Consider the following 25,792-nt stretch of genomic DNA (forward strand, 5'->3'; position numbering starts at 1 on the left):
CTGCCGGGCCGCTTTATTGACCACCGTCACCCCCATACCTTATCTCTCCCGCTACACTACCCCTTTCTGATGAGAGGTGACGATGCTGGGTTGGGTAATAACGTGCCATGAAGAACACGCGCAGCTGATGGCGGATCGGCTTGCCGCTCGCTTTGGGCCGCTGGTACAGTGCCAGGTGGTCAATTTCTGGCGCGGCTTAAGCTGCAATATGCTCAGCCGTATGTTGTGTGATGCCCAGCACCATGCCGACAGCGGTGATGGGGTGATCTTCCTGACCGACATCTCCGGCGCAGCGCCCTATCGCGCAGCAGCCCTGCTCAGCCATAAGCATGAGAATTGCGAAGTGATCTCCGGGATAAGCTATCCGCTGCTGGAGATGATGTACCCCCTGCGTGAAACGACCGACAGCGCCAGCTTTCGTAACGCCATCGTGGCCCACGGCGCGCCGGACGTCAGCAGCCTTTGGCACCAGCAGCAGAAAAACCCGCCCTTCGTTCTGCTGCATGGACCGGAGAAATATTAAGCATTGGTATTACTGGCGCTTTTGCTACAATGTCGTCCGATTTTCGTACTGAATAATTCACTATGTTCTCGCGTATTTTTCTTCTGCTTCTGCTGCTGGTTTCCGGCGGCGCTTCTGCCAGTCTGCTAAGCCAGCAAGGGGCTCCGGCCCGTTATATGCAAACCACCGAAGACGCCACCATCTGGGCGCAGGTAGGTAACCGCGTCGTGACCGTCGGCAATGTGCGCGCCGGGCAGATCATCGCCGTTTCTCCCACCCCGGCGGATTACTATGAATTCCGGTTTGGCTTTGGCACCGGTTTTATCGACAAAGGGCATCTGGGCGAAGTGCAGGGCAAACAGCGGGTGGAGGATAGCTTGGGCGATCTGAACAAGCCTCTCAGCAACCAGAATTTAATTACGTGGAAGGATACGCCGGTCTACAACGCCCCCAGCGCCGGTAGCGCCCCGTTCGGTACGCTGGCAGATAATCTGCGCTATCCGATCCTCAATAAACTCAAGGATCGCCTGAATCAGACGTGGTATCAGATCCGCATCGCTAACCGCCTGGCCTGGGTCAGCAGTCTGGATGCGCAGGAAGATAATGGCCTGCCGGTGCTCACTTATCACCATATCCTGCGCGATGAAGAGAACACCCGTTTCCGCCATACCTCAACCACCACCAGCGTACGCGCCTTCAATAACCAGATGACCTGGCTGCGCGACCAGGGCTACACCACGCTGACGATGTATCAGCTCGAAGGTTATGTGCGTAACAAAATGAACCTGCCCGCCAGGGCAGTGGTGATCACCTTTGACGACGGCCTGAAGTCGGTCAGCCGCTATGCCTGGCCAATCCTCAGGCAGTACGGCTTTCACGCCACGGCGTTTATCATCTCCTCACGGATCAAAGCGCATCCGCTGAAGTGGGATCCAAAGACACTGCAGTTTATGAGCATCTCCGAGCTGCGGGAGATCCAGGATGTTTTCGACGTGCAGTCGCATACCCATTTCCTGCACCGGGTGGACAATAACCGCCATCCGATCCTGCTCAGCCGCAGTTACCATAACATCCTGATGGATTTCAAACACTCCCGCCGCGCGCTGGCGCAGTTTAACCCGCACGTACTGTATCTCTCCTACCCGTTTGGCGGTTACAACGATAACGCGGTGAAAGCGGCGAATGATGCAGGGTTTCACCTGGCGGTGACAACGGTGAAAGGGAAGGTAAAACCGGGGGATAATCCATTCCTGCTGAAGCGTTTATACGTTCTCAGAACGGACTCTTTAGAGACCATGTCGCGGCTGATCAGTAATCAGCCGCAAGGATAACGATCAGGCGACCTGTACCGGGATCGCTTTCGCGGTGCGTTTCATGTCGTTGTCACCCTCGAAGTAGGCCACTTTCGGCTGCCAGCGGCGGGCTTCCTCGTCGGACATCATAACGAAGCTGGCGATGATGACGATATCACCCACGTTGGCACAGTGCGCGGCCGCGCCGTTCACGGAGATGATTTTAGAACCCCGTTCAGCCGCGATAGCATAGGTTGAGAAACGATTGCCGTTACTCACGTTCCAGATATCAATGGCTTCGTTTTCAAGAATACCCGCCGCGTCGAGAAAATCCTGATCGATCGCGCAGGAGCCTTCATAGTGCAGATCGGCCTGAGTGACCTTCACACGGTGAAGCTTACCTTGCAACATTTTGCGAATCATGGTGTTACCTTTACTCTTCTTCGTAACCCACTTGCCTGCAAGTGGGAAGGGAAACTAATCCATTAGCTATCTATCAGCCCAGTCATTACTGAGCCAGTTCAACGACACTGTTGTCAATGAGGCGCGCCTGACCGAGCCATGCAGCAACCAGGATCACCGCGCGTTTGCTGGTGGCAGAGAGTTCCAGCAGCGTATCGGCATCGCGGATCTGAATATCATCAGCCCGGAAACCTTTGTCATTCAGCTCCTGTTCAGCAATGGCGATAATCTCTTCGCTGCTCAGGGCTTTCTGCTGCAGCTTTTCAACCATCGCGCTCATCACCTTATACAGGCCCGGCGCGATTTTGCGCTGGTCAGCGGTGAGGTAGCCGTTGCGGGAGCTCAGCGCCAGGCCATCTTTGGCACGTACGATCGGCACGCCAACGATGTCGATATCGTAGCCCATGTCGGCCACCATCTTGCGGATCAGGGCCAGCTGCTGGAAATCTTTCTCGCCGAAGCAGGCGATATCCGGCTGCACAAGGTTAAAGAGCTTGCTGACGATGGTGGAGACGCCGCGGAAATGACCCGGACGGCTGGCGCCCTCCAGCATGGTGGAGATGCCTGGTACGTCCACATAGGTTGTCTCTTCCGTGCCCTTCGGATAGACATCATTCGGTGCCGGGGCGAAGACGAAATCGACCTGATGCTTTTTCAGCTTCTCGCAATCTTCCTGCAGCGTGCGCGGGTAGCGGGCCAGGTCGTCGGCGCGGTCAAACTGCATCGGGTTAACGAAAATGCTCACCACCACCACATCGGCGCGGGCTTTGGCTTCGTCCACCAGCTTCATGTGACCGTCATGCAGGTTGCCCATGGTGGGAACCAGCGCGATACGTTTACCTTCCTGGCGCAGGCGACGAATGTGCTGGCGCAGCAGCGGCAGAGTTTCAATGATTAGCACAACAAGACTCCTTACTGGAAACTGTGTTCTTCACCCGGGTAAACACCCGATTCAACGTCGGCAATATACTGCCTGACTGCGCCGCGCATGTCGCCTGCGTCGATAAGGAAATTCTTCGCAAATTTCGGGATATGCCCGCCGGTAATGCCAAAGGCATCGTGCATTACCAGGATCTGGCCGTCGGTGACATTACCAGCACCAATGCCAATCACCGGAATAGAGAGCGCCTCGGTAATGCGTTTCGCCAGTGCAACCGGCACGCACTCCAGCACCAGCAGCTGTGCGCCCGCTGCTTCAATTGCCAGCGCATCATCAAACAGCGTCTGGGCGGCGTCACCGCGCCCTTGCACCTTATAGCCACCAAAGATATTGACCGACTGCGGGGTTAATCCCAGATGGCCGCAGACCGGTACCGCGCGCTCGGTGAGCATACGCACGGTCTCAACCAGCCAGGCACCGCCTTCTACTTTGACCATGTTGGCGCCGGCGCGCATCACCGTGGCGGCACTTTCGAACGCCTGCTCATGCGTGGCGTAGGCCATAAACGGCAGATCGGCGAGCAGCAGACAGGCTGGCGCACCGCGGCGAACTGCCCGGGTATGATAAGCAATATCCTCGACCGTTACCGGCAGAGTGGAGTCATGTCCCTGGACCGTCATCCCTAACGAGTCGCCGACCAGCATGACGTTAATGCCCTCTTCGGCAAAGAGTTTGGCGAAGCTGTAGTCATAGGCGGTAATGGTGGCGAAGCGCTGCTTGTCCTGTTTGCATTTCTGCAGGGTGGCGATGGTGGTTGGTTTCATACTGTTTCCTGATAGCCCAAAGCGAATCTTTGCGCATTCTAACAGTAACATTCGGGGGAACAATGATTTTAGGCAACCGATTAACCACAAATATTTCGTGGTTAATCAACTAAAATTTGCTGTTACCAGTTGGCCGGTTTTTCGGCGTTAAGCTGCGTCAGCAGGGCGCTGAGACTTTCGCCGTCGGGGAAAATCAGATCGGGGGCGATTTCAAACAGTGGCCAGAGCATAAAGCCGCGGCGTTTCATGTCGTAATGCGGCACGGTCAGGCGTTCGGTGTTAATCACCGCATCACCAAACAGCATGATATCTAAATCGAGGGTGCGCGGTCCCCAGCGCTCTTCTTTACGCACGCGCCCCTGCTGCAGCTCAATGCGCTGGGTGTTGTCCAGCAGCGCCTCAGCGCTAAGGGCGGTTTCCAGCGCAATGGCGGCGTTGAGGTAGTCGGGCTGATCCTGCGGGCCCAGAGGAGGCGTACGATAGAAAGAGGAGAGGGCGACAACGCGGGTCTGCGGAATGTCGCCCAGCGCCTGGACGGCAGCATTGACCTGCTCCAGCGGAGAGGCCAGATTACTGCCGATGGCGATATAGGCCAGGGTCATGCGGCGCCTTCGCGGCGTGGAGCACGCTTACGTGGACGACGATGGCGGCGACGCGGCGTCGGCTCTTCATCGAGACCGGTCAGCATGTCCTTCTGTGCCGGTGGCGCAGAAACCTGGAACTCACCCCACCACTGCACCAGCGCCTGCAGCTCACGGTTGTTCTCCGCTTCGGCACGCAGGGCCATCAGATCGTAAGCCGCACGGAATTTTGGATGCTCCATTAGCTTCCATGCGCGTTTACCCTGACGACGGGACATCCGCAGCTGAAGCTGCCAGATATCACGCACCAGCGTGGTGATGCGTTTCGGGATCGCCAGCGAACGGCAGGCTTCATCCAGCACATCGTTGGCAGCCAGGGCGAAGGCATCGTAGTAGGCCAGACCGCTCTCCTGAGCAATCTTCTGCGCCGTCTCCAGCAGCGGATACCAGAACATTGCCGCAAAGAGGAATGCCGGGTTAACGCGCATATCGTTCTGAATGCGGTTATCGGTATTCTTCAGCACCTGGTCGATGATACGTTCCATCGCGCTGTCACCTTTTTCGGTGAAGTTGCGCGTAATGGTCGGGAACAGGGGCTGGAACAGGCTGTATTCACGCAGCAGCTGATAGGTGGCAAAACCGTGACCAGCCTGCAGCAGCTTCAGCGCCTCTTCAAACAGACGCGCCGGGGGCACATCGTTGATCAGCGTCGCCAGGCGCGGGATCGGCTCGGCGGTTTCTGGGCTGATGCGCATACCCAGCTTGGCGGCAAAACGCACGGCACGCAGCATCCGCACCGGATCTTCACGGTATCGGGTTTCCGGGTTGCCGATCAGGCGAATCAGACCCGCTTTCAGGTCCGGCACCCCACCCACGAAATCGCGGACGGTAAAGTCAGCCACGCTGTAATAAAGGCTGTTAATCGTGAAATCGCGACGCTGGGCATCTTCTTCGATAGAGCCGAAGATATTGTCACGCAGCAGCATACCGTTCTGGCCGCGCTGGGACGTGGTGCGATCGGTTGGCGTGCCTTCGTGATGACCACGGAAGGTGGCCACTTCGATGATCTCCGGCCCAAACATCACGTGAGCAAGACGGAAGCGACGGCCAACCAGACGGCAGTTGCGGAATAATTTACGCACCTGCTCAGGCGTGGCGCTGGTGGTCACGTCAAAATCTTTCGGCTTTTTGCCCAGCAACAGGTCACGCACCCCGCCACCAACGAGATACGCCTCATAGCCGGCTTTATTCAGGCGATAAAGCACCTTAAGGGCGTTTTCACTGATATCTTTGCGGGAAATAGCATGCTGTTCGCGCGGAATAACCGACATCGTATTTTGAACAATGACGTCATCCGCCATGCTCTCATCGCGGCTCAGCACCTTACGGCAAAAATTAGCGACTCGGGTAAAAATAGTACACCTCGGTAGTGTGTGTTTCAGAATTCAGGACAAAAAATAGCGGCTAATCATAGCTCAGCGAGACGCATTTGAGAATGCTGGATTTTCGGCACGCGAATGAGCGACCAGTTGGCCACCGCTTTTTCCAGCAATTCTTCGGTGCGCAGATCCTGCCACTCATTTGTTACATCCTGGTTTAGAAATTGTAAAGCATTGATAAGAACAGGGCGAGGATCGCCGGTTGGTAATGCGGGGGCATGATTCTGTTTCGAGAGTTTCATCCCTTTTTCATTCACCACCAGTGGCAGGTGAATGTAGTCCGGAACCGGCCAGCCAAACAGCCGGTAGAGCGAAATCTGCCGGACGGTAGGTTCAATCAGGTCGGCCCCGCGCACAATTTCGCTCACGCCCTGGAAATGGTCATCCACCACCACCGCCAGGTTATAAGCAAACAGTCCGTCCCGCCGATGGATAATGAAATCCTCGCCCGCCAGGCGCGCATCGGCGTGGAGCTCACCCTGTAACCGGTCGGTAAAGCAGGTGACGGGATGCTGTTGCATCACGCGCACCGCCGCATTTTCCGGGCCGTGATGCAGGGTGCGGCAGTGGCCGTCATAGACGCCGCCGACGCTCTGAATGCGGGCGCGGGTGCAGGTGCAGTAATAGGAAAGGCCCTGGGCGTGCAGCCAGGCCAGGCGTTCCCGGTAGGCCTCGTGGCGTTGAGATTGCCAGAGAATGTCGCCGTCCCAGTGCAGGCCGTAATGTTCCAGTTGCCGCAGAATGGACTCTGCTGCACCGGGAACTTCACGCGGAGGATCGATATCTTCAATCCGCACGCGCCAGATACCCTGCCGGGCACGGGCTTGCAGATAGCTGCCAAGGGCGGCAATAAGCGAGCCGAAATGCAGTTCGCCAGAGGGGGATGGCGCGAAGCGCCCAATATAGTCAGCAGGCATAATTACACGGCGCAGAAAGTAATCAGGCGGGAGAGAACTCCCGCCTGTGGTAGCGTCATAACAGGGCTGGCATTAACCGGCCATCTGTTTTTCGCGGATTTCTGCCAGCGTTTTACAGTCGATGCACAGGTCGGCTGTCGGACGGGCTTCCAGACGACGAATGCCGATTTCGACACCGCAGGACTCGCAGAAGCCGAAATCTTCGTCTTCGACTTTTTTCAGCGTTTTCTCAATCTTTTTGATCAGCTTACGCTCGCGGTCACGGTTACGCAGTTCGAGGCTGAACTCTTCTTCCTGGGCGGCACGGTCTACCGGATCCGGGAAGTTAGCCGCTTCGTCCTGCATATGTGTAACGGTGCGATCCACTTCATCCCGGAGTTGATTACGCCATGCTTCAAGGATTCGCTTGAAGTGTGATAGCTGGGCTTCATTCATATACTCTTCGCCCGGCTTCTCTTGATACGGCTCCACCCCAGCGATGGCGAGAATACTCAGGGACGATGTTTTACGGTTTTGCCCTTCTTGCATGTTGCTTCTCCTTAACACGCACTATCGATCCCCGTGTTGGGGGAAAAATCAGGCCGCTATAAATAGCAGATGCTTTTCCGTATGGCAATTATCTAAACGTAACACTTGACAAGCCTGTGAGGAAAAGCGTATTTGCGCACACGACCAGAATACTTATTAGCCAACGCTCAACCCCTTTCATAACGTGGCGGGGAGAGCGGATCTCAGAGTGATATTATCGGCAGAAAGTTCAGCTTTATATACCAAAACCTCTACCCCCTGCTTTTGTGCCTCATTCAACAGTTGCGCGTACTTAAGGTCAATATGGCGAGCAGGTGAAAATCGCCCAATTGCGCTGTGCAATACCGCAAATAACAGCACGGCGCGTTTGCCCGCCGCCGCTACACTCATGAGCTCCCGGAGGTGCTTCTGCCCTCGCAGCGTCACCGCATCCGGGAAATAACCGTTATCTTTCTCAGCTAACGTCACTGATTTCACTTCAATATAGCACTCAGGGCGATCATCTGCCTGCAACATAAAGTCGATTCTGCTGCTTTCGCTGCCATATTTTACTTCGCTTTTTAAGAGGTTATAGCCGCGCAGTTCCGGAATAAAATCCAGACTAATCGCCTCTTTGACCAGCTGGTTTGCTCGCAGCGTATTGACGCAAATATATTCTCCGTCCGCGGTCTGGGTTATTTCCCAGGTGTGAGGATATTTACGTTTGATATTACTGGAGGTGGAGTACCAGACGGTATCCCCCGGCGTGGCGCAGCCGGTCATCGCCCCGGTATTGGGGCAGTGCAGGGTCAGGGTTTCACCGTTGGGCGTTACCACGTCGGCAAGAAAACGTTTATAGCGTTGTATCAGCGTGGCGGGCTGTAGGGGAGGGGTAAACTGCATGCAAATTCCTTGTTATTCGGTAAGCGTCCAGCGCTGGAGCGGCGTGTAGCGCGTGCGCCCGCCTGCGAAACGGCTCTCGTAGAGGACAAAATCTTTCACCGCAAACGACCAGTGAAAACCCGGTGGCGGAATGGCGACGGCGTGGCTGGCATCGCGCAGTAGGGTGATATGCGGATGAAACGGCTGTGGGCTTTGATAGCAGCCGCTGCGCGCCGCCTGGGCCCGCAACATATTGGCTAGCTGTAATAACCCCCGCGGCGGCTGACGGGTACCCAGCCAGACCACGCGAGAGCGCAGCCACTGTCCGGCATCGTCCAGCGTCAGGGTAAACTCCGGCTGGCGGATGCGTCCGGCCATTGCCGCCAGCGCCTGCTGCTTCTCGGAGCTGACATCCCCTAAAAACGCCAGCGTCAGGTGCAGGTTACCTCCCGCCACCGGACGGCCCGCTTCCGGCGCAAAGTGGTCGGCGCGCCAGCGGACGATCTGCCGCTGGAGCGGGGCAGGCATTTCAATGGCAAAAAACAACCTTTTTGACTCGGACATACGGCGCACTCGGTAATGAATTGTGGCGATGCTACAATGTACGCCGTCTAAAGTTAACCCTCTGGAGCCATTCGTGTCCTTGTTGCCGGTCGCCGCTGTCCTTCCCGATCTCCTTCACGCCTTACAACACGCCCCCCAGGTGCTGCTGAACGCGCCAACCGGTGCGGGTAAATCGACCTGGCTGCCGCTGCAGATCCTGGCGCAGGGGGCGATCAACGGCAAAATTATCCTGCTCGAACCGCGCAGGCTCGCTGCTCGCAACGTGGCGCAGCGCCTGGCGGAGCTGCTGGGGGAAAAGCCCGGCGAGACGGTCGGCTACCGGATGCGCGCCGAAACCTGCGTGGGGGCCAACACCCGGCTGGAGGTGGTCACCGAGGGGATCCTCACCCGGATGCTGCAGCAGGATCCCGAGCTTAACGGCGTAGGGCTGGTGATCCTCGATGAGTTCCACGAGCGCAGTTTGCAGGCGGATCTGGCGCTGGCGTTGCTGCTGGATGTCCAGCAGGGGCTGCGGGACGATCTCAAACTGCTGATCATGTCTGCGACGCTGGATAACGAGCGGCTCCAGCGCCTGCTGCCGGAGGCACCCACCATTGTGTCTGAGGGCCGGACGTTTCCGGTGGAGCGGCGCTATCAGTCGCTCTCCGCCCAGCTGCGTTTCGACGAAGCGGTGGCGGTGGCGACCGCCGAACTGTTGCGCCAGGAGCCGGGCTCGCTGCTGCTGTTCTTACCCGGCGTGATTGAGATCCAGCGTGTGCAGGAGCAGCTGTCACGTCGCGTAAGTGATGACGTGGTGCTCTGCCCGCTGTATGGCGCGCTGCCGCTGGCCGAGCAGCGTAAAGCGATCCTGCCAGCCCCGCCGGGGCAGCGCAAAGTGGTGCTGGCAACCAATATTGCCGAAACCAGCCTGACCATCGAGGGCATCCGGCTGGTGGTGGATTCGGCCCAGGAGAGGGTGGCGAATTTCGACCCGCGCACCGGCCTGACCCGTCTGTTGACCCAGCGCGTGAGCCAGGCCTCCATGACCCAGCGCGCCGGGCGCGCCGGGCGACTGGAGCCGGGTATCTGCCTGCATCTTACGCCGTTTGAGCAGGCAGAACGCGCCGCGGCGCAGGGCACACCCGAAATTATGCAAAGCGATCTCAGCGGCCTGCTGATGGAGCTGTTGCAGTGGGGCTGCCGGGAGCCCTCGCAATTAAACTGGCTGGATCTGCCGCCTGCGACTAACCTTGCGGCGGCCCGGCGCTTATTAACGCAGCTTGGGGCGCTGGCGGGAGAGCAGCTCACCGCCTTTGGTCAGAAGATGGCGACGCTTGGCAACGATCCGCGGCTGGCGGCCATGCTGGCCAGCGCGACGGATGACGACGATATTGCGACGGCGGCAAAGCTGGCCGCTATCCTTGAACAGCCGCCGCGTGGCGCCAGTAGCGATCTGACTCAGGCCTTCTCCCGCAATCAGCCGGAGTGGCAGCAGCGCGCCCGACAGCTGAGTGCACGCCTGAACAGCCGGGGCGGGGCACCGGAGAGCGACCGGGTGCCCGTGCTGCTGGCGAAGGCCTTTCCTGACCGGATTGCCCGCCACCGTGGGCTTGATGGACGCTATCAACTGGCGAACGGCATGGGCGCGATGCTACAGAGCGACGACGCCATGACCCGCCACGAGTGGCTGATTGCCCCGCTGCTGTTGCAGGGCAGCCAGTCGCCAGATGCCCGTATTCTGCAGGCCATAGCAGTGGATATTGATACTCTGATCGCCGCTTCTCCGGGCCTGGTGGCACAGTCTGACACCGTAGAGTGGGATGAAGCGCAAGGCACGCTGAAGGCGCTGCGGCGTTCGCAGATTGGCCGCCTGACGGTGAGCGTTAAGCCGCTGGCAAAGCCCTCGGAAGAGGAGCTGCATCAGGCGATGCTTAACGGCATCCGCGATAAAGGGCTCAGCGTACTGAACTGGACCCCGGAGGCGGAGCAGTACCGGCTCCGCCTGCACTGCGCGGCCCAGTGGCTGCCGGAGTATGCGTGGCCCGCGGTAGATGAAGCCTCGCTGCTGGCAAATCTGGAAAACTGGTTACTGCCGCAAATGAGTGGCGTACACTCCCTGCGCGCGTTGAAAGCGCTGGATGTTAAGGCGGCGTTACAGAACTTAACCGACTGGTCGTTACGCCAACGTCTGGATACCGAGCTTCCGGGGCATTACACTGTGCCCACCGGCAGCCGGATAGCCATTCGTTATCATGAAGATAATCCTCCGGCGCTGGCAGTACGCATGCAGGAGATGTTTGGCGAGGCGACCACGCCTGCCATTGCGCAGGGGCGGGTGCCGCTGGTGCTGGAGCTGTTGTCACCGGCCCAGCGTCCGCTACAGATCACCCGGGATTTGGGTGCATTCTGGGCTGGCAGCTACCGCGAGGTGCAAAAAGAGATGAAAGGGCGTTATCCCAAACATGTCTGGCCGGACGACCCGGCAAATACCGCGCCGACCCGTCGCACGAAGAAGTATTCGTAGCGCCACCCGGCAATACCCTCTGAGAGGGTAAATTTGAGAGATTTCTTCTTCCTCCATCAGGGGGAAGACCAGAGAATCGGGCCTTTGCGCCTGATAGTTGCGGAGAGAAAGCATGGCGGGGAATGACCGCGAGCCAATTGGACGTAAAGGAAGACCTGCCCGTCCGGCAAAAGAAAAGGCAGGCCGTCGACGCCTCAGAGATGAAGAGTACGACGATGTTGATAATGAGTATGACGATGACGCACCTGCGCCACGTAAAGGAAAAGGCAAAAAAGGTAAACCTCGTGGCAAGCGCGGCTGGTTCTGGCTGCTGCTGAAGCTGTTTATTGTTTTCCTCATCCTGCTGGCGATCTATGGCGTCTATCTGGATCAGAAGATCCGCAGCCGTATTGACGGCAAAGTCTGGCAGCTGCCGGCGGCGGTCTATGGCCGGATGGTTAACCTTGAGCCGGATATGTCCATCAGCAAGAACGAGATGGTCAAGCTGCTGGAGGCGACCCAGTACCGCCAGGTGACGAAGATGACCCGTCCCGGCGAGTTTACGGTGCAGGCGAAGAGCATTGAGATGATCCGCCGTCCGTTTGACTTCCCGGATAGCAAAGAGGGGCAGGTGCGCGCGCGTCTGACCTTCGACGGCGATCATCTGGAAACCATTGAGAACATGGAGAACAACCGTCAGTTCGGTTTCTTCCGTCTCGATCCGCGGCTGATCACCATGCTCTCCTCGCCAAACGGCGAGCAGCGCCTCTTTGTTGCGCGTAATGGCTTCCCGGATCTGCTGGTGGATACCCTGCTGGCGACCGAGGACCGTCACTTCTATGAGCACGATGGCGTCAGCCTCTACTCCATTGGTCGTGCGGTGCTGGCGAACCTGACCGCAGGACGCACGGTGCAGGGGGCAAGTACCCTGACCCAGCAGCTGGTGAAGAACCTGTTCCTCTCCAGCGAACGCTCCTACTGGCGTAAGGCCAACGAAGCCTACATGGCCGTGCTGATGGATGCGCGCTACAGCAAAGACCGCATTCTTGAGCTCTATATGAACGAGGTCTATCTCGGTCAGAGCGGCGACAATGAAATTCGCGGCTTCCCGCTGGCGAGCCTCTACTACTTTGGCCGTCCGGTGGAAGAGCTGAGCCTCGACCAGCAGGCGTTGCTGGTGGGCATGGTGAAAGGGGCGTCGATCTACAACCCGTGGCGTAACCCGAAACTGGCCCTGGAGCGGCGTAATCTGGTGCTGCGTCTGCTGCAGCAGCAGCAGGTGATCGACCAGGAGCTGTATGACATGCTCAGCGCACGTCCGTTGGGCGTACAGCCGCGCGGCGGCGTCATCTCCCCGCAGCCTGCATTTATGCAGATGGTGCGTCAGGAGCTGCAGGCCAAACTGGGCGATAAAGTTAAAGATCTCTCCGGCGTGAAGATCTTCACCACCTTTGACTCCGTGGCGCAGGATGCCGCAGAGAAGGCGGCGGTAGAAGGCATTCCGGCGCTGAAAAAACAGCGCAAGCTGAGCGATCTGGAGACCGCGATGGTGGTGGTCGATCGTACCACCGGCGAAGTGCGGGCGATGGTCGGCGGGGCAGAGCCGCAGTTTGCGGGCTATAACCGCGCCATGCAGGCACGCCGTTCGATCGGCTCTCTGGCTAAACCGGCGACCTATCTCACCGCTTTGAGCCAGCCGAACCAGTATCGTCTCAACACCTGGATCGCCGATGCCCCGATTGCCCTGCGCCAGCCAAATGGCCAGGTCTGGTCGCCGCAGAACGACGATAAGCAGTACAGCGGCCAGGTGATGCTGGTGGACGCCCTGACGCGTTCCATGAACGTGCCGACGGTTAACCTTGGAATGGCGCTGGGCCTGCCTGCGGTGACAGATACCTGGCTGAAGCTGGGCGTGCCGAAAGATCAGCTGCATCCGGTTCCGGCCATGCTGCTGGGGGCGCTGAACCTGACGCCAATTGAAGTGGCGCAGGCGTTCCAGACCATCGCCAGCGGCGGGAACCGTGCTCCGCTCTCTGCGCTGCGTTCAGTGATTGCCGAAGACGGCACTCCGCTGTACCAGAGCTTCCCGCAGGCGGAGCGTGCTGTACCGGCGCAGGCTGCCTATATGACCCTCTGGACCATGCAGCAGGTTGTGCAGCGTGGTACCGGACGTCAGCTGGGGGCGAAGTACCCTGGCCTGCATCTGGCGGGTAAAACCGGGACCACCAATAACAACGTCGACACCTGGTTTGCGGGTATCGACGGACGTGAAGTGGTGATCACCTGGGTAGGGCGCGATAACAACCAGCCGACGAAGCTGTACGGCGCCAGCGGGGCGATGTCTATCTACCAGCGCTATCTGGCTAACCAGTCGCCGGTGCCGTTAACCCTGACGCCACCGGAAGATATCGTCGATATGGGCGTGGATGAGTCGGGCAACTTTGTGTGTGGCGGCGGCATGCGCCGTGTGCCGGTCTGGACCAGCAACCCGGACTCTCTGTGTCAGCAGGCTGCCCCGGAACCATCGGGCAATCCGTTTGACCAGTCTTCTCAGCCGCAGTCGCAGCCGCAACAACAGCAGCCGCAGCAGCAGCCCGAGAAGAAAGAGAGCGACGGTGTCGCGGGCTGGATCAAGGATATGTTCGGCGGTTAACTCACCACTATTCCCTCTCCTGCGGGAGAGGGAATTTTCACCTCAATTAAACATCCCTCCAACACTGATATCTCCATTTATTAACCCTCTATTTTCCATTGTTTAATTCTTATACCCTCATTTCCTGTAGGGGCGCATATCGCTTGCTATGCCGTGAATGTTTCGCATAATATGCTGCGGTCATAATAATAATTCTCGTTTACGTTATCATTCACGCTTTCATCAGAGATATACCAATGGCGCTTTCAAAAACTGCTCAGCCAATGCAATCTTCACTGCGTAAAATCGCAGTTGTTGTAGCCACAGCGGTTAGCGGCATGTCTGCTTACGCTCACGCTGCCGAAACCCCTAAAAAAGAAGAAACGATTACCGTCACCGCAGCGCCTGCTCCGCAGGAGAGTGCATGGGGACCGGCGGCGACCATTGCGGCACGCCAGTCCGCTACCGGCACCAAGACGGATACCTCCATTGAGAAGGTGCCGCAGTCGATTTCCGTGGTGACCGCGGAAGAGATGGCGCTGCACCAGCCGCGCTCGGTGAAAGAAGCACTGAGCTATACGCCAGGGGTGGCAGTCGGTACGCGTGGCGCGTCCAATACATACGACTACCTGATTATTCGTGGCTTTGCTGCCGATGGCCAAAGCCAGAACAACTACCTCGACGGCATGAAGATGCAGGGCAACTTCTATAACGACGCGGTAATTGACCCTTATATGATTGAGCGCGCGGAAGTGATGCGCGGCCCGACCTCCGTTCTCTACGGCAAAAGCAGCCCGGGTGGTTTGCTGAACATGGTCAGCAAACGTCCACTGACCGAGCCGCTGAAAGAGGTTCAGTTTAAAGTCGGGACGGACAGCCTGTTCCAGACCGGGTTCGACTTCAGCGATGCGCTGGACGACGACGGCGTATACTCTTATCGCCTGACCGGTCTGGCGCGTTCTAACAACGCCCAGCAGGAGCGTGCGGAAGAGCAGCGTTACACCATTGCGCCGTCCTTCTCCTGGCGTCCGTCTGATAAAACCAACTTCACTTTCCTCTCCTATTTCCAGAACGAACCGGAGACCGGTTACTACGGTTGGTTGCCGAAAGAGGGCACGGTTGATCCGCTGCCAAACGGCGATCGCCTGCCGACCGACTTCAACGAAGGGGCGAAAAACAATACCTACTCCCGTAACCAGAAGATGGTCGGGTATAGCTTCGATCACGAATTCAACGACACCTTCACCGTGCGTCAGAACCTGCGTTTTGCCGAGAATAAAACCTCGCAGAACAGCGTCTATGGTTACGGCGTCTGCTCCGATGCGGCGAACAGTGGCAACGCCCTCTGTAACGCGCTATCACCTGCGGACAAAGGCCATTACCTGGCGCGTAAATATGTGGTTGACGATGAGAAGCTGCAAAACTTCACCGTTGATACCCAGCTGCAGAGCAAATTCGCCACCGGCGACGTTGACCATATCCTCCTGACCGGCGTTGACTATATGCGTATGCGTAACGATATCAACGCCTGGTTTGGCTATGACGCTTCCGTTCCGCTGCTGGATCTCTACAACCCGGTGTATAGCGATTTCGATTTCGACTCAAAAAACCCGGCGAACTCCGGTCCGTATCAGATCCTGAACAAGCAGCAGCAGACCGGTCTCTACGTGCAGGATCAGGCGCAGTGGAACAAGGTGTTGGTCACCCTGGGGGGCCGCTACGACTGGGCAGAGCAGGATTCGTTTAACCGCGTCGCGGGCACCACCGCATCACGTGATGACAACCAGTTCACCTGGCGCGGCGGGGTGAACTACCTGTTCGATAACGGCGTGACGCCATACTTCAGCTACAGCGAATCTTTCGAGCCCTCTTCCCAGACCGACGCGCAGGGTAAGCCGTTTGCGCCTTCTAAAGGCAAGCAGTACGAAGTGGGCGTGAAGTACGTGCCGAGCGATCGTCCGATCGTTCTGACCGGGGCCCTGTATCAACTGACCAAAACCAACAACCTGATGGCCGATCCTGCGGGCTCGTTCTTCTCGGTTGAAGGCGGCGAGATCCGCGCCCGCGGCGTGGAGATCGAAGCCAAAGCAGCGCTGTCTGCCAGCGTGAACGTGGTGGGGTCTTACACCTACACCGACGTGGAGTACACCACCGACACCAACTACAAAGGCAACACCCCGGCGCAGGTGCCTGAGCATATGGCTTCCCTGTGGGGGGATTACACCTTCTACGATGGCGCACTCTCTGGCCTGACCCTGGGCACCGGCGGACGCTTCTCCAGCTCCAGCTATGGCGATCCGGCGAACTCCTTCAAGGTGGGCAGTTACGCGGTGATGGATGCGCTGGTGCGCTACGATCTGGCGCGCTTTGGCATGGCGGGCTCAAACGTGGCGCTGCACGTGAACAACCTGCTGGATCGTGAATACGTCGCCAGCTGCTTCAACACCTATGGCTGCTTCTGGGGAGCAGAACGCCAGGTTGTTGCGACTGCGACCTTCCGCTTCTAACCTTTAAATTTGGGCACGTTTTTCGTGCCCTTTTCTTTACTTAAGTTGGCTGACATGCAGGAAAACAACCCGCAATCCGATACCACTTTTGCGCTCGATGGCGTCTCCTTTCGCGTTCCCGGACGCACGCTGCTGCATCCCCTTTCGCTGACCTTCCCCGCAGGCCAGGTGACCGGCCTTATCGGCCATAACGGCTCCGGCAAATCCACCTTACTGAAAATGCTTGGCCGCCATCAGCCGCCGTCTGAGGGCGATATCCTGCTTGATGGACAGCCGCTGGAGAGCTGGAACAGCAAAGCCTTTGCCCGCAAGGTGGCCTATCTGCCGCAGCAACTGCCGCAGGCGGAGGGTATGACCGTTCGCGAACTGGTGGCGATCGGCCGTTATCCGTGGCATGGCGCGCTGGGGCGTTTTGGCGTGGCCGACCGCGAGAAAGTGGAAGAGGCGATTGCGCTGGTGGGGTTAAAACCGTTGGCCCATCGTCTGGTGGATAGCCTCTCCGGCGGCGAGCGCCAGCGCGCCTGGATCGCCATGCTGGTGGCTCAGGATAGCCGTTGTTTACTGCTGGATGAGCCGACATCGGCCCTCGATATCGCCCATCAGGTGGATGTGCTGGCACTGGTGCATCGCTTAAGCCAGCAGCGCGGGCTGACGGTGATTGCGGTGCTGCACGACATCAACATGGCGGCGCGTTACTGCGATTACCTGGTGGCGCTGCGCGGCGGGGAGATGATCGCCCAGGGCACGCCTGCCGAGCTGATGCGCAGCGAGACGCTGGAAAACATTTACGGCATTCCTATGGGTATTCTGCCGCATCCTGCGGGAGCGGCACCGGTGAGCTTTGTCTACTGATGCCTGATTTTATGATTAGCCGTCGCCGCCTGCTGACGGCCATGGCCCTCTCGCCGCTGCTGTGGAAAATGAACACGGCGCAGGCTGCCGCTATCGATCCGCAGCGCATTGTGGCCCTGGAGTGGCTCCCCGTTGAGCTGCTGCTGGCGCTTGGCGTGACCCCTTACGGCGTGGCCGATATTCCCAACTACACCTTATGGGTGAACGAGCCCCGGCTGCCAGAGTCGGTTATCGACATCGGCCTGCGTACCGAGCCCAACCTCGAGCTGCTCACCCAGATGAAACCTTCGTACCTGGTCTGGTCGGCCGGGTATGGCCCGTCAGAAGAGAAGCTGGCGCGCATTGCGCCGGGACGGGGTTTTGCCTTCAGCGACGGGAAAAAGCCGCTGACTAACGCCCGGAAATCGTTAACCGAGATGGCACAGCTCCTGAATCTGGAGAGTGCGGCCCGCCAGCATCTCGACCATTTCGACAGCGTGATTGACAGTTTCAAACCGCGCTTCGCCGGTCGCGGCGATCGCCCGCTGTTGATGGTAACGTTGCTCGATGCCCGCCATATGCTGGTGTTTGGCAATAACTGCCTGTTCCAGGAAGTGCTGGATCGCTATGGGATTAAAAACGCCTGGGAAGGGGAGATGACCTTCTGGGGCAGTACCGCCGTCGGGATCGACCGTCTGGCGGCGTTTAAGGATGTGGATGTGCTCTGCTTCGATCACGGCAATGAACGGGAAATGCAGACCTTAATGGCGACGCCGCTGTGGCAGGCGATGCCGTTTGTTCGCCAGCAGCGCGTGAAGCGTGTTCCCGCGGTGTGGTTCTACGGCGCGACGCTGTCGGCGATGCACTTTGCCCGCGTGCTGGATAGCGCCCTGGGAGGCCAGGCATGAGGTCACGGATTGCCCTTTTCCCGGCGCTCTTTATGGCGCTGCTGCTGGCCGTTGCGCTGGGCTTAACCTGGTGGAACCTGAGCATTGCGCTGCCGCGCAGCCAGTGGGGTAGCGCGCTGGCCGCCCCGGATATCGATAATATTCAACAGATGCTGTTCCACTACAGCCTGCTGCCGCGGCTGGCGATCTCGCTGCTGGTGGGGGCCGGGCTCGGGCTGGTGGGCGTACTGTTCCAGCAGGTGCTGCGTAACCCGCTCGCCGAGCCAACCACCCTGGGGGTGGCGACCGGCGCCCAGCTGGGGATGACTATTATCACCCTGTGGGCGCTGCCGGGCGTACTGGCGGCGCAGTTCGCCGCGCTGGTGGGCGCTTGCGTCGTCGGGGCGATTGTCTTTGGCGTGGCCTGGGGTAAACGCCTCTCGCCGGTCACCCTGATCCTGGCAGGCCTGGTGGTGAGCCTCTACTGTGGCGCGATCAACCAGCTGCTGGTGATTTTCCATCATGACCAGCTGCAAAGCATGTTCCTCTGGAGTACCGGGACGCTGACGCAAACCGACTGGAGCATCGTCCAGCGCCTCTGGCCGCAGCTGCTCGGCGGTGTGGTGCTGACTCTGCTGCTGCTGCGCCCGCTCACCCTGATGGGGCTTGATGATGGCGTGGCGCGTAACCTCGGGTTGGCGCTCTCGCTGGCGCGTCTGGCAGCGCTGACGCTGGCGATTGTTATCAGTGCTCTGCTGGTGAATGCTGTGGGCATCATCGGCTTTATCGGCCTGTTCGCGCCGCTGCTGGCGAAAATGCTGAGGGCACGGCGCTTGCTCTCCCGACTGATACTGGCCCCGCTGATTGGGGCGCTGATCCTCTGGCTCTCTGACCAGGTGATCCTCTGGCTGACCCGGGTGTGGATGGAAGTCTCCACCGGTTCTGTAACCGCCCTGATCGGCGCGCCGCTGCTGCTGTGGCTGCTGCCGCGTCTGCGCAGCATGAGCGCCCCGGCAATGAACGCGGGCGATAAAGTGCAGGCCGAGCGCCACCACGTGGTGTGGTTTGCCCTGGCAGGCGGCGCGGTACTGCTGCTGGCGGTGATAGCGGCGATGGCGTTTGGCCGGGATGCGCAGGGATGGCACTGGGCGAGCGGAGCGATGCTCGACAAACTGTTGCCGTGGCGCGCGCCGCGTATTTTTGCCGCCCTGATGGCCGGGGTGATGCTGGCGGTGGCGGGCTGCATTATTCAGCGTCTCACCGGTAACCCGATGGCGAGCCCGGAAGTGCTGGGGATCAGCTCCGGTGCGGCGTTCGGCGTGGTGCTGATGCTCTTCTTTGTGCCGGGTAATGCCTTTGGCTGGCTGATGCCTGCGGGTAGCCTTGGTGCCGCAGCGACGCTGCTGATAATCCTGGTCTCCGCCGGGCGCGGCGGCTTCTCGCCGCACCGGATGCTGCTGGCGGGGATGGCGCTGAGTACCGCCTTCACCATGCTGCTGATGATGCTGCAGGCCAGCGGCGATCCGCGTATGGCGCAGATCCTGACCTGGATTTCCGGCTCAACCTATAATGCGACGACCGAACAGGTCATGAGCACCGGGATGGCAATGATCGTGCTGCTGGCGCTGGTGCCGCTCTGCCGTCGCTGGCTGACGGTGCTGCCGCTGGGGGGCGACACGGCCCGTTCGGTGGGCATGGCGTTGAACCGCTCGCGAATCGGCCTGCTGCTGCTGGCTGCAGCGCTGACGGCGACGGCGACCCTGACGATTGGCCCGCTGAGTTTTATCGGGCTGATGGCGCCGCACATCGCGCGGATGATGGGCTTCCGCCGGACGATGCCGCACATTGTGATGTCGGCGTTAATCGGAGGGATAGTGCTGGTGTTCGCCGACTGGTGCGGCCGGATGGTGCTGTTCCCGTATCAGATCCCGGCGGGGCTGCTCTCCACCTTTATCGGTGCGCCGTACTTTATCTATCTGCTGCGCAAGCAGAGCCGGTAAAAAAATGCCGGGTAGCGCTAACGCTTACCCGGCCTGGCAAATCCTCGGACCGTAGGCCGGGTAAGGCGAAGCCGCCACCCGGCAACTCACGGCTCAGAGTTTGGCAAACACCTTCCGCGCCGCCTCGATGGTTTTGTTGATATCCTCTTCGCTGTGCGCAACCGACATAAAGCCCGCCTCAAACGCCGACGGCGCCAGGTAGACACCTTCCTCCAGCATCAGATGGAAGAAGCGCTTGAAGCGCTCAACATCGCACTGCACCACATCCTGATAACAGGTGACGGTTTTAGCCGTGGTGAAGAAGATCCCGAACATGCCCCCCACGTGGTTTACCACCAGCGGAATACCCGCATCCTCCGCCGCTTCCAGCAGACCGTTTGCCAGTTGGGTGGTGCGATCGGTCAGGGTGGTGTGGATCCCCGGCTGGGCCACTTCGGTCAGGCAGGCGAAACCGGCTGCCATGGCAATTGGGTTCCCGGAGAGGGTGCCCGCCTGGTAGACCGGACCGGTTGGGGCCAGCGCATCCATCACCTCTTTGCGGCCGCCAAAGGCGCCTACCGGCATACCGCCGCCGATGATTTTGCCCAGACAGGTGAGATCCGGCACCACGTCGTAATAAGACTGGGCGCCCGCCAGCGCCACGCGGAAGCCGGTCATGACTTCGTCGATAATCAGCAGCGCGCCGAACTCATCGCACAGCGCACGCAGGCCCTGCAGGAAGCCCGGCTGCGGTGGAATGCAGTTCATGTTGCCCGCCACCGGCTCAACGATGATGCAGGCGATCTCCTGCGGATACTGCTCAAAGGCGGCATGCACCGAATCGAGATCGTTATAGGTACAGGTCAGGGTATGCTTCGCGAAATCCGCCGGCACGCCCGGCGAGTTCGGCTGGCCGAGGGTCAGGGCGCCGGAACCGGCTTTCACCAGCAGACAGTCGGCATGACCGTGGTAGCAACCTTCAAATTTGATGATTTTGTCACGGCCGGTAAAACCACGGGCCAGACGGATGGCGCTCATGGTCGCTTCGGTACCGGAGTTCACCATGCGCACCATATCCATGGTCGGGACCAGTTCAGTCACCAGCGCCGCCATTTTGACTTCCATCTCGGTTGGCGCGCCAAAACTTAAACCGCGCTCCGCCGCTTCGATGACCGCGTTACGGATAGCCGGGTGGTTATGCCCCAGTACCATCGGGCCCCATGAGCCGACATAGTCGATATAGGCTTTGCCATCCACATCATACAGATAGGCGCCATCGGCACGTTCAATAAACAGCGGTGTACCGCCCACGCCGGTAAAGGCACGGACCGGGGAGTTAACACCGCCAGGGATTAGCTCGCGGGCAGCGCTGTAAAGCGTTTCAGACTTACTCATGGCGTGATTCCTGGCTCGTATAAAATGGTTAAGCGCACTATTCTAAGTGATTCGTGGAAGGTTATGAAATTTTTACCTTGGTAATGCATTAACAATTGTTAAGCAATTTTCAGAAGACGGCTGGACGGTCTCTGGTAAAATCTCTGCGGCGATTTGTATGACGAAAATTAACAGGCAATGAAATCAGATTCCCCCTCATTTGAAGAACAACAATTTGCGCGCGCGCAATACCGTATCAGCATCCGTCGGCTGCTCAACCGCGACAAGACGCCGCTGGCAATTTTGCTGGGCGCAGCCGTTGTCGGCACGCTGGCCGGACTGGTGGGCGTCGCGTTCGAAAGGGCCGTCAATGGCGTACTGAACTGGCGCATTGGCACCGTTGCGGGTTATGCCGATCGTGAAGGGGTAGTCTGGATCCTGGCGTTCGGCTTATCTGCCCTGCTTGCGATGGTCGGTTATTTTCTGGTGCGTAAATTCGCCCCAGAAGCGGGCGGCTCGGGTATCCCTGAGATAGAAGGGGCGCTCGAAGAGCTGCGTCCGGTCCGCTGGTGGCGTGTACTGCCCGTTAAGTTTATCGGCGGAATGGGGACGCTTGGAGCGGGGATGGTGCTCGGACGGGAAGGGCCGACCGTACAGCTGGGCGGTAATGTTGGCCGTATGGTCAGCGATCTGTTCAGGATGCGCAGCGCTGAAGCACGCCATACGTTGCTGGCAACCGGTGCCGCCGCGGGGCTTTCCGCTGCGTTTAATGCCCCGCTGGCGGGGATCCTCTTTATCATTGAAGAGATGCGCGCCCAGTTTCGCTATAACCTGATCTCGATTAAAGCGGTCTTCACCGGCGTGATTATGTCGAGCATTGTCTTTCGGCTTTTCAATGGCGAAGGGGCGGTCATTGAGGTCGGTAAGTTGACCAACGCCCCGGTCAATACGCTGTGGCTCTACCTGATCCTCGGCATGATTTTTGGCATTGTTGGCCCGCTGTTTAATGCCCTTATTATTCGTGCTCAGGATATGTTCCAGCGGATCCACGGCGGCAATACAACCCGATGGGTGCTGGTGGGTGGCCTGCTGGGGGGCGTGTGCGGCGTGCTGGGCTTTATCGAACCCAACGCGGCTGGGGGTGGCTTTGGGCTGATCCCCATTGCGGCTGCGGGTAACTTCAGCATTGGCCTGCTGCTGTTTATGTTTATCTCGCGGGTCATCACCACCGTACTCTGCTTCTCTTCCGGCGCCCCTGGCGGCATTTTTGCCCCGATGCTGGCGTTGGGTACGTTACTGGGTACGGCCTTTGGCATGGCCGCCGCCGCAGGCTTCCCGGCGTATCATCTTGAGGCCGGTACCTTTGCCATCGCCGGAATGGGGGCGCTGCTGGCGGCTTCGTTGCGCGCGCCGCTGACCGGCATTGTGCTGGTGCTGGAGATGACCGACAATTACCAGCTCATTTTGCCAATGATCATTACCTGCCTGGGGGCCACACTATTAGCCCAGTTCCTCGGCGGACAACCGCTATACTCCACCATTCTTGCCCGTACCCTGGCGAAGCAGAATACTTGAATGAATTACCAGGGTATTAGATAATGACAACAAGAATTGGGTGATTTTTACCCACTAGCAGTATTCATGGGAGCATAAGATGAGTGATGACGTAGCGCTGCCGTTGCAGTTTACCGAAGCAGCAGCCAAAAAAGTAAAAGACCTGATTTCCGATGAAGACAACCCGGAGCTGAAATTGCGTGTGTACATTACCGGCGGCGGCTGCAGCGGCTTCCAGTATGGATTCACCTTTGACGATCAGGTTAACGATGGCGACATGACCATTGAGAAGCAGGGCGTCGCGCTGGTTGTTGACCCGATGAGCCTGCAGTATCTGGTCGGTGGCTCTGTTGACTACACCGAAGGTCTGGAAGGTTCACGCTTTGTGGTAACCAACCCGAACGCGACCAGCACCTGCGGGTGTGGTTCTTCGTTCAGCATCTGACGGTAATGCCCGGTGGCGCTTCGCTTACCGGGCCTACTCGTTATCTTACATTATCATCCAGCGCAAAGGTTGGCAGCTTCAGATGCCAGCGGATTGCCGCCAGTCTGATTGCCAGCGTCACCACCATCCCCAGCATCGCCGCCTGTTCCAGCGGAACATGAAAGGTATACCAGGCCGTGGCGTGAACGATCCCGCCCAAAATACAGGCCGTAGCGTAGATTTCCGTTCGCAGGATCATCGGCACTTCGCGCGCCAGAATATCGCGGATAATCCCGCCGCCCACGCCGGTCACCACCCCCATACAGATAGCCACCATCGGGCCGGTGCCCGCCATAAAGGCTTTGTTTACGCCAATGCCGACGAACACCGCGAGGCCAACTGCATCCAGCACCGGCAGCAGCCATTTCGGCAGGCGACGCGGCTGGCGGACAAGAATGATGGTTAACAGGCAGGTGACCATGGCCACCACCAGGTCGGTGGGATCCTTGACCCAGAATACCGGGCCATGATCCAGCGCCATGTCGCGGATCGTTCCGCCGCCGACGGCCGTGACCACACCCAACACCAGCACGCCAAACGGATCCATACGTAACTTACCGGCCAGCAGAACGCCGGAAATCGCAAAAACGGCTGTGCCAAGAATATCCAGCCAGTAAACGAGCATCGTAATCCTCGAGAAATTAGTGGCTCTGCGACAGCGCAGAGCAGAGTTGTTTTGCGGCGAGGATAATACGCGGGCTCGCGCGCTCAAACCAGTCACTGTTCAGTGGAATCACGGGTATTTTTAGCTGACCTTGCCAGTACTGTTCTATTTTAGGAATATCGCCCGCCGAACCGCCCACCACAATCGCCTGAGGCTGGCGCGCCAGTACCTGCTCACGGCTCACCTGGGGCCAAGGAACCCGGCTGGCCGCGAAGATATTTTCCCCGCCACACAGCTCAACAACCTGATGTTGCAGGGAGCCCTGGCTGGTGGTGAAGAGCGGCTGTTGACCGAACTGAATGAATACCCGCTTTTTCGGCAGTGCGCCGTAGGTGGCCTTGAGGGCGGCAAAATCAGCCATCATCTGCTGCGCAGCCTGCTGCGCCTGCGCCGGAGTGGGGCTCCAGCGGGCGAGATCGCGCAGGGCCTGGGCAATCTGCTCTATGCGGGTGGCATCGATCCATTGCACTTTTATGCCAAGCGAGGTGAGCTGGTTGACCTGACGCTCGGCATTGCCGCCGCGCCAGGCCAGCACTAGATCGGGCTTCAGCGCGACGATGCGTTCGACATTAATGCCTTGCCAGGTGGCGACCTGTTCAATGTTAGCGGCTTCGGGAGGATAGTCGGAATAACTGCTGACCCCGACGGGGGTGATCCCGGCGGCAAACGCCAGTTCGGTATTGGCAGGGGAGAGGGTAATTACACGCGGCGCGGCCAGAAGCCACGCCGGTGTCAGCAGAAGCAGCGCAAGCAGCGCCCTTTTGAGCGGCTTAGCCACGCGCCAGTTTCTGCACCAGCGTCTCAACCATCAGGCTGGACTGTTTGGCAGCAACCACGAGGAACTCGTCGAAGCTCAGGTGAGACTGCTGATCCGCAACGTCAGAGATGGCGCGAACCACGACGAACGGCACGCTAAAGTTATGGCAAACGTGCGCGATGGCGGTCGCTTCCATTTCCACGGCGATCGCCTGCGGGAAGTTGTGGCGGATTTTTGCCAGGTTCACGGAGCCGTTGATAAAGGCGTCGCCGCTGACAATCAGGCCGCGCACGGCGTTCAGGTTCAGCTCTGCAATGCAATTTTCCGCAGCAGCAACCAGTTTTTCATCGGCCTTGAAGCCTGCCGGGCAGCCCGGAAGCTGGCCATACTCGTAACCAAAGGCGGTCACATCGGCGTCGTGGTAGCGCGCTTCGTCAGAGACCACGATGTCGCCCACTTTCAGGGTTGGCGCAAGACCGCCCGCAGAGCCGGTGTTGATGATCACGTCTGGCTTGCAGCGTTCCAGCAGCAGGGTGGCGCCCAGCGCGGCGGAAACTTTACCGATACCCGATTTCAGCAGAGCAACTTCAGTTCCGTTCAGCGTGCCAGTGTAAATTTCGCAACCGCCCAGGGAGAGGGTCTGACGGTTCTCAATTTTGTCACGCAGCAGCGTAACTTCTTCTTCCATTGCTCCAATAATACCGATTTTCATAGATTTACTCGCGATGTGCCTTGTTAAGATGCATAGTCTATCATGCGGTTAAGGGGAAACGCATTCTCACGCGGGGGAG

The 25,792-nt window shown here is 58.9% G+C and carries 23 protein-coding genes; 10 read left to right on the forward strand and 13 right to left on the reverse strand.

The window, feature by feature from the left end:
- Positions 1–82 precede the first annotated feature (82 nt).
- Together FHC51_RS09185 and FHC51_RS09190 are read left to right on the forward strand one after the other, a co-directional pair.
- Positions 83–523, forward strand: a complete 441-nt coding sequence (locus tag FHC51_RS09185) for a PTS sugar transporter subunit IIA (RefSeq protein WP_103823276.1) — start codon at positions 83–85, stop codon at positions 521–523.
- A gap of 62 nt (positions 524–585) precedes the next feature.
- Complete coding sequence (locus tag FHC51_RS09190; protein ID WP_156237831.1) at positions 586–1,833, forward strand: polysaccharide deacetylase family protein; 1,248 nt, start codon at positions 586–588, stop codon at positions 1,831–1,833.
- Between the two features lie 3 nt (positions 1,834–1,836).
- Here FHC51_RS09190 and panD read toward each other — a convergent pair whose 3' ends face one another.
- The 9 genes from panD to thpR form a co-directional block, all read right to left on the reverse strand.
- Entirely contained in the window at positions 1,837–2,217 is a 381-nt protein-coding gene (gene panD / locus FHC51_RS09195) for an aspartate 1-decarboxylase (RefSeq protein WP_032616579.1), read from the reverse strand.
- Between the two features lie 85 nt (positions 2,218–2,302).
- Complete coding sequence (gene panC / locus FHC51_RS09200; RefSeq protein ID WP_103823278.1) at positions 2,303–3,157, reverse strand: pantoate--beta-alanine ligase; 855 nt, start codon at positions 3,155–3,157, stop codon at positions 2,303–2,305.
- An 11-nt stretch (positions 3,158–3,168) separates the two neighbouring features.
- Positions 3,169–3,960: a 3-methyl-2-oxobutanoate hydroxymethyltransferase gene (panB, locus tag FHC51_RS09205; protein ID WP_220435375.1), complete on the reverse strand. Its 792-nt coding sequence runs from the start codon at positions 3,958–3,960 to the stop codon at positions 3,169–3,171.
- Between the two features lie 122 nt (positions 3,961–4,082).
- Positions 4,083–4,562 (reverse strand): 2-amino-4-hydroxy-6-hydroxymethyldihydropteridine diphosphokinase, encoded by a 480-nt coding sequence (folK, locus tag FHC51_RS09210; protein ID WP_103823280.1) that lies wholly within the window; start codon positions 4,560–4,562, stop codon positions 4,083–4,085.
- The gene (gene pcnB / locus FHC51_RS09215; protein WP_220436671.1) at positions 4,559–5,956 is read right to left on the reverse strand and encodes a polynucleotide adenylyltransferase PcnB; all 1,398 of its coding nucleotides are present in this window, start codon (positions 5,954–5,956) and stop codon (positions 4,559–4,561) included. The genes folK and pcnB overlap by 4 nt, the downstream gene beginning before the upstream one ends.
- A 53-nt stretch (positions 5,957–6,009) precedes the next feature.
- Complete coding sequence (gene gluQRS, locus FHC51_RS09220; RefSeq protein WP_220435376.1) at positions 6,010–6,897, reverse strand: tRNA glutamyl-Q(34) synthetase GluQRS; 888 nt, start codon at positions 6,895–6,897, stop codon at positions 6,010–6,012.
- Positions 6,898–6,969: 72 nt separating this feature from the next.
- Positions 6,970–7,425, reverse strand: a complete 456-nt coding sequence (gene dksA / locus FHC51_RS09225) for an RNA polymerase-binding protein DksA (protein ID WP_012016093.1) — start codon at positions 7,423–7,425, stop codon at positions 6,970–6,972.
- A gap of 177 nt (positions 7,426–7,602) precedes the next feature.
- Positions 7,603–8,307, reverse strand: coding sequence for a DNA/RNA nuclease SfsA (gene sfsA / locus FHC51_RS09230; protein ID WP_114387924.1), 705 nt, complete (start codon positions 8,305–8,307; stop codon positions 7,603–7,605).
- Between the two features lie 12 nt (positions 8,308–8,319).
- Positions 8,320–8,850, reverse strand: a complete 531-nt coding sequence (gene thpR, locus FHC51_RS09235; RefSeq protein ID WP_220435377.1) for an RNA 2',3'-cyclic phosphodiesterase — start codon at positions 8,848–8,850, stop codon at positions 8,320–8,322.
- A 73-nt stretch (positions 8,851–8,923) separates the two neighbouring features.
- Here thpR and hrpB point away from each other — a divergent pair, with 73 nt between their 5' ends.
- The 6 genes from hrpB to fhuB all read left to right on the forward strand — a co-directional run bounded on the left by hrpB (position 8,924) and on the right by fhuB (position 20,189).
- Positions 8,924–11,353 carry an ATP-dependent helicase HrpB gene (gene hrpB, locus FHC51_RS09240; protein WP_220435378.1) on the forward strand — a complete coding sequence of 810 codons (2,430 nt, stop codon included), beginning with the start codon at positions 8,924–8,926 and terminating at the stop codon, positions 11,351–11,353.
- Positions 11,354–11,465: 112 nt separating this feature from the next.
- Positions 11,466–13,985: a bifunctional glycosyl transferase/transpeptidase gene (gene mrcB / locus FHC51_RS09245; protein ID WP_114387921.1), complete on the forward strand. Its 2,520-nt coding sequence runs from the start codon at positions 11,466–11,468 to the stop codon at positions 13,983–13,985.
- Positions 13,986–14,221: 236 nt separating this feature from the next.
- Positions 14,222–16,471 carry a ferrichrome porin FhuA gene (fhuA, locus tag FHC51_RS09250; RefSeq protein ID WP_103178319.1) on the forward strand — a complete coding sequence of 750 codons (2,250 nt, stop codon included), beginning with the start codon at positions 14,222–14,224 and terminating at the stop codon, positions 16,469–16,471.
- Between the two features lie 54 nt (positions 16,472–16,525).
- Positions 16,526–17,323 carry a Fe3+-hydroxamate ABC transporter ATP-binding protein FhuC gene (gene fhuC, locus FHC51_RS09255; RefSeq protein ID WP_103823288.1) on the forward strand — a complete coding sequence of 266 codons (798 nt, stop codon included), beginning with the start codon at positions 16,526–16,528 and terminating at the stop codon, positions 17,321–17,323.
- 11 nt (positions 17,324–17,334) lie between these two features.
- Entirely contained in the window at positions 17,335–18,210 is an 876-nt protein-coding gene (gene fhuD, locus FHC51_RS09260) for a Fe(3+)-hydroxamate ABC transporter substrate-binding protein FhuD (RefSeq protein ID WP_375373806.1), read from the forward strand.
- Positions 18,207–20,189, forward strand: coding sequence for a Fe(3+)-hydroxamate ABC transporter permease FhuB (gene fhuB, locus FHC51_RS09265; protein WP_220435379.1), 1,983 nt, complete (start codon positions 18,207–18,209; stop codon positions 20,187–20,189). Before fhuD ends, fhuB begins: the two co-directional genes overlap by 4 nt.
- Positions 20,190–20,282: 93 nt before the next feature.
- Here the strand turns inward: fhuB and hemL are convergent, their stop codons facing one another.
- Positions 20,283–21,563: a glutamate-1-semialdehyde 2,1-aminomutase gene (gene hemL / locus FHC51_RS09270; RefSeq protein WP_220435380.1), complete on the reverse strand. Its 1,281-nt coding sequence runs from the start codon at positions 21,561–21,563 to the stop codon at positions 20,283–20,285.
- A gap of 177 nt (positions 21,564–21,740) precedes the next feature.
- On the opposite strand from hemL, the gene clcA reads away from it, so the two are divergent.
- Positions 21,741–23,117: a H(+)/Cl(-) exchange transporter ClcA gene (clcA, locus tag FHC51_RS09275; protein ID WP_114387916.1), complete on the forward strand. Its 1,377-nt coding sequence runs from the start codon at positions 21,741–21,743 to the stop codon at positions 23,115–23,117.
- A gap of 79 nt (positions 23,118–23,196) precedes the next feature.
- Complete coding sequence (gene erpA / locus FHC51_RS09280; protein ID WP_039030319.1) at positions 23,197–23,541, forward strand: iron-sulfur cluster insertion protein ErpA; 345 nt, start codon at positions 23,197–23,199, stop codon at positions 23,539–23,541.
- 40 nt (positions 23,542–23,581) lie between these two features.
- Here the strand turns inward: erpA and FHC51_RS09285 are convergent, their stop codons facing one another.
- The 3 genes from FHC51_RS09285 to mtnN are packed head-to-tail and all read right to left on the reverse strand — an operon-like array spanning position 23,582 to position 25,713.
- Complete coding sequence (locus FHC51_RS09285; RefSeq protein WP_220435381.1) at positions 23,582–24,205, reverse strand: TRIC cation channel family protein; 624 nt, start codon at positions 24,203–24,205, stop codon at positions 23,582–23,584.
- A gap of 16 nt (positions 24,206–24,221) precedes the next feature.
- The gene (btuF, locus tag FHC51_RS09290) at positions 24,222–25,022 is read right to left on the reverse strand and encodes a vitamin B12 ABC transporter substrate-binding protein BtuF (RefSeq protein ID WP_103823294.1); all 801 of its coding nucleotides are present in this window, start codon (positions 25,020–25,022) and stop codon (positions 24,222–24,224) included.
- Positions 25,015–25,713 carry a 5'-methylthioadenosine/S-adenosylhomocysteine nucleosidase gene (mtnN, locus tag FHC51_RS09295; protein WP_103823295.1) on the reverse strand — a complete coding sequence of 233 codons (699 nt, stop codon included), beginning with the start codon at positions 25,711–25,713 and terminating at the stop codon, positions 25,015–25,017. The genes btuF and mtnN overlap by 8 nt, the downstream gene beginning before the upstream one ends.
- Positions 25,714–25,792: the final 79 nt, after the last annotated feature.

The sequence above is a fragment of the Leclercia sp. EC_58 genome (genome assembly GCF_019584355.1).
In the GTDB taxonomy this organism is placed as follows: domain Bacteria; phylum Pseudomonadota; class Gammaproteobacteria; order Enterobacterales; family Enterobacteriaceae; genus Enterobacter.

Excerpts from the sequence above, each read along its gene's own strand:
- FHC51_RS09185 (WP_103823276.1), top strand. The coding sequence starts at position 83 with ATGCTGGGTTGGGTAATAACGTGCCATGAAGAACACGCGCAGCTGATG.
- FHC51_RS09190 (WP_156237831.1), top strand. The coding sequence starts at position 586 with ATGTTCTCGCGTATTTTTCTTCTGCTTCTGCTGCTGGTTTCCGGCGGC.
- panD (WP_032616579.1), bottom strand. The coding sequence starts at position 2,217 with ATGATTCGCAAAATGTTGCAAGGTAAGCTTCACCGTGTGAAGGTCACT.
- panB (WP_220435375.1), bottom strand. The coding sequence starts at position 3,960 with ATGAAACCAACCACCATCGCCACCCTGCAGAAATGCAAACAGGACAAG.
- folK (WP_103823280.1), bottom strand. The coding sequence starts at position 4,562 with ATGACCCTGGCCTATATCGCCATCGGCAGTAATCTGGCCTCTCCGCTG.
- gluQRS (WP_220435376.1), bottom strand. The coding sequence starts at position 6,897 with ATGCCTGCTGACTATATTGGGCGCTTCGCGCCATCCCCCTCTGGCGAA.
- dksA (WP_012016093.1), bottom strand. The coding sequence starts at position 7,425 with ATGCAAGAAGGGCAAAACCGTAAAACATCGTCCCTGAGTATTCTCGCC.
- sfsA (WP_114387924.1), bottom strand. The coding sequence starts at position 8,307 with ATGCAGTTTACCCCTCCCCTACAGCCCGCCACGCTGATACAACGCTAT.
- thpR (WP_220435377.1), bottom strand. The coding sequence starts at position 8,850 with ATGTCCGAGTCAAAAAGGTTGTTTTTTGCCATTGAAATGCCTGCCCCG.
- mrcB (WP_114387921.1), top strand. The coding sequence starts at position 11,466 with ATGGCGGGGAATGACCGCGAGCCAATTGGACGTAAAGGAAGACCTGCC.
- fhuA (WP_103178319.1), top strand. The coding sequence starts at position 14,222 with ATGGCGCTTTCAAAAACTGCTCAGCCAATGCAATCTTCACTGCGTAAA.
- fhuC (WP_103823288.1), top strand. The coding sequence starts at position 16,526 with ATGCAGGAAAACAACCCGCAATCCGATACCACTTTTGCGCTCGATGGC.
- fhuD (WP_375373806.1), top strand. The coding sequence starts at position 17,335 with ATGATTAGCCGTCGCCGCCTGCTGACGGCCATGGCCCTCTCGCCGCTG.
- fhuB (WP_220435379.1), top strand. The coding sequence starts at position 18,207 with ATGAGGTCACGGATTGCCCTTTTCCCGGCGCTCTTTATGGCGCTGCTG.
- hemL (WP_220435380.1), bottom strand. The coding sequence starts at position 21,563 with ATGAGTAAGTCTGAAACGCTTTACAGCGCTGCCCGCGAGCTAATCCCT.
- clcA (WP_114387916.1), top strand. The coding sequence starts at position 21,741 with ATGAAATCAGATTCCCCCTCATTTGAAGAACAACAATTTGCGCGCGCG.
- erpA (WP_039030319.1), top strand. The coding sequence starts at position 23,197 with ATGAGTGATGACGTAGCGCTGCCGTTGCAGTTTACCGAAGCAGCAGCC.
- FHC51_RS09285 (WP_220435381.1), bottom strand. The coding sequence starts at position 24,205 with ATGCTCGTTTACTGGCTGGATATTCTTGGCACAGCCGTTTTTGCGATT.
- mtnN (WP_103823295.1), bottom strand. The coding sequence starts at position 25,713 with ATGAAAATCGGTATTATTGGAGCAATGGAAGAAGAAGTTACGCTGCTG.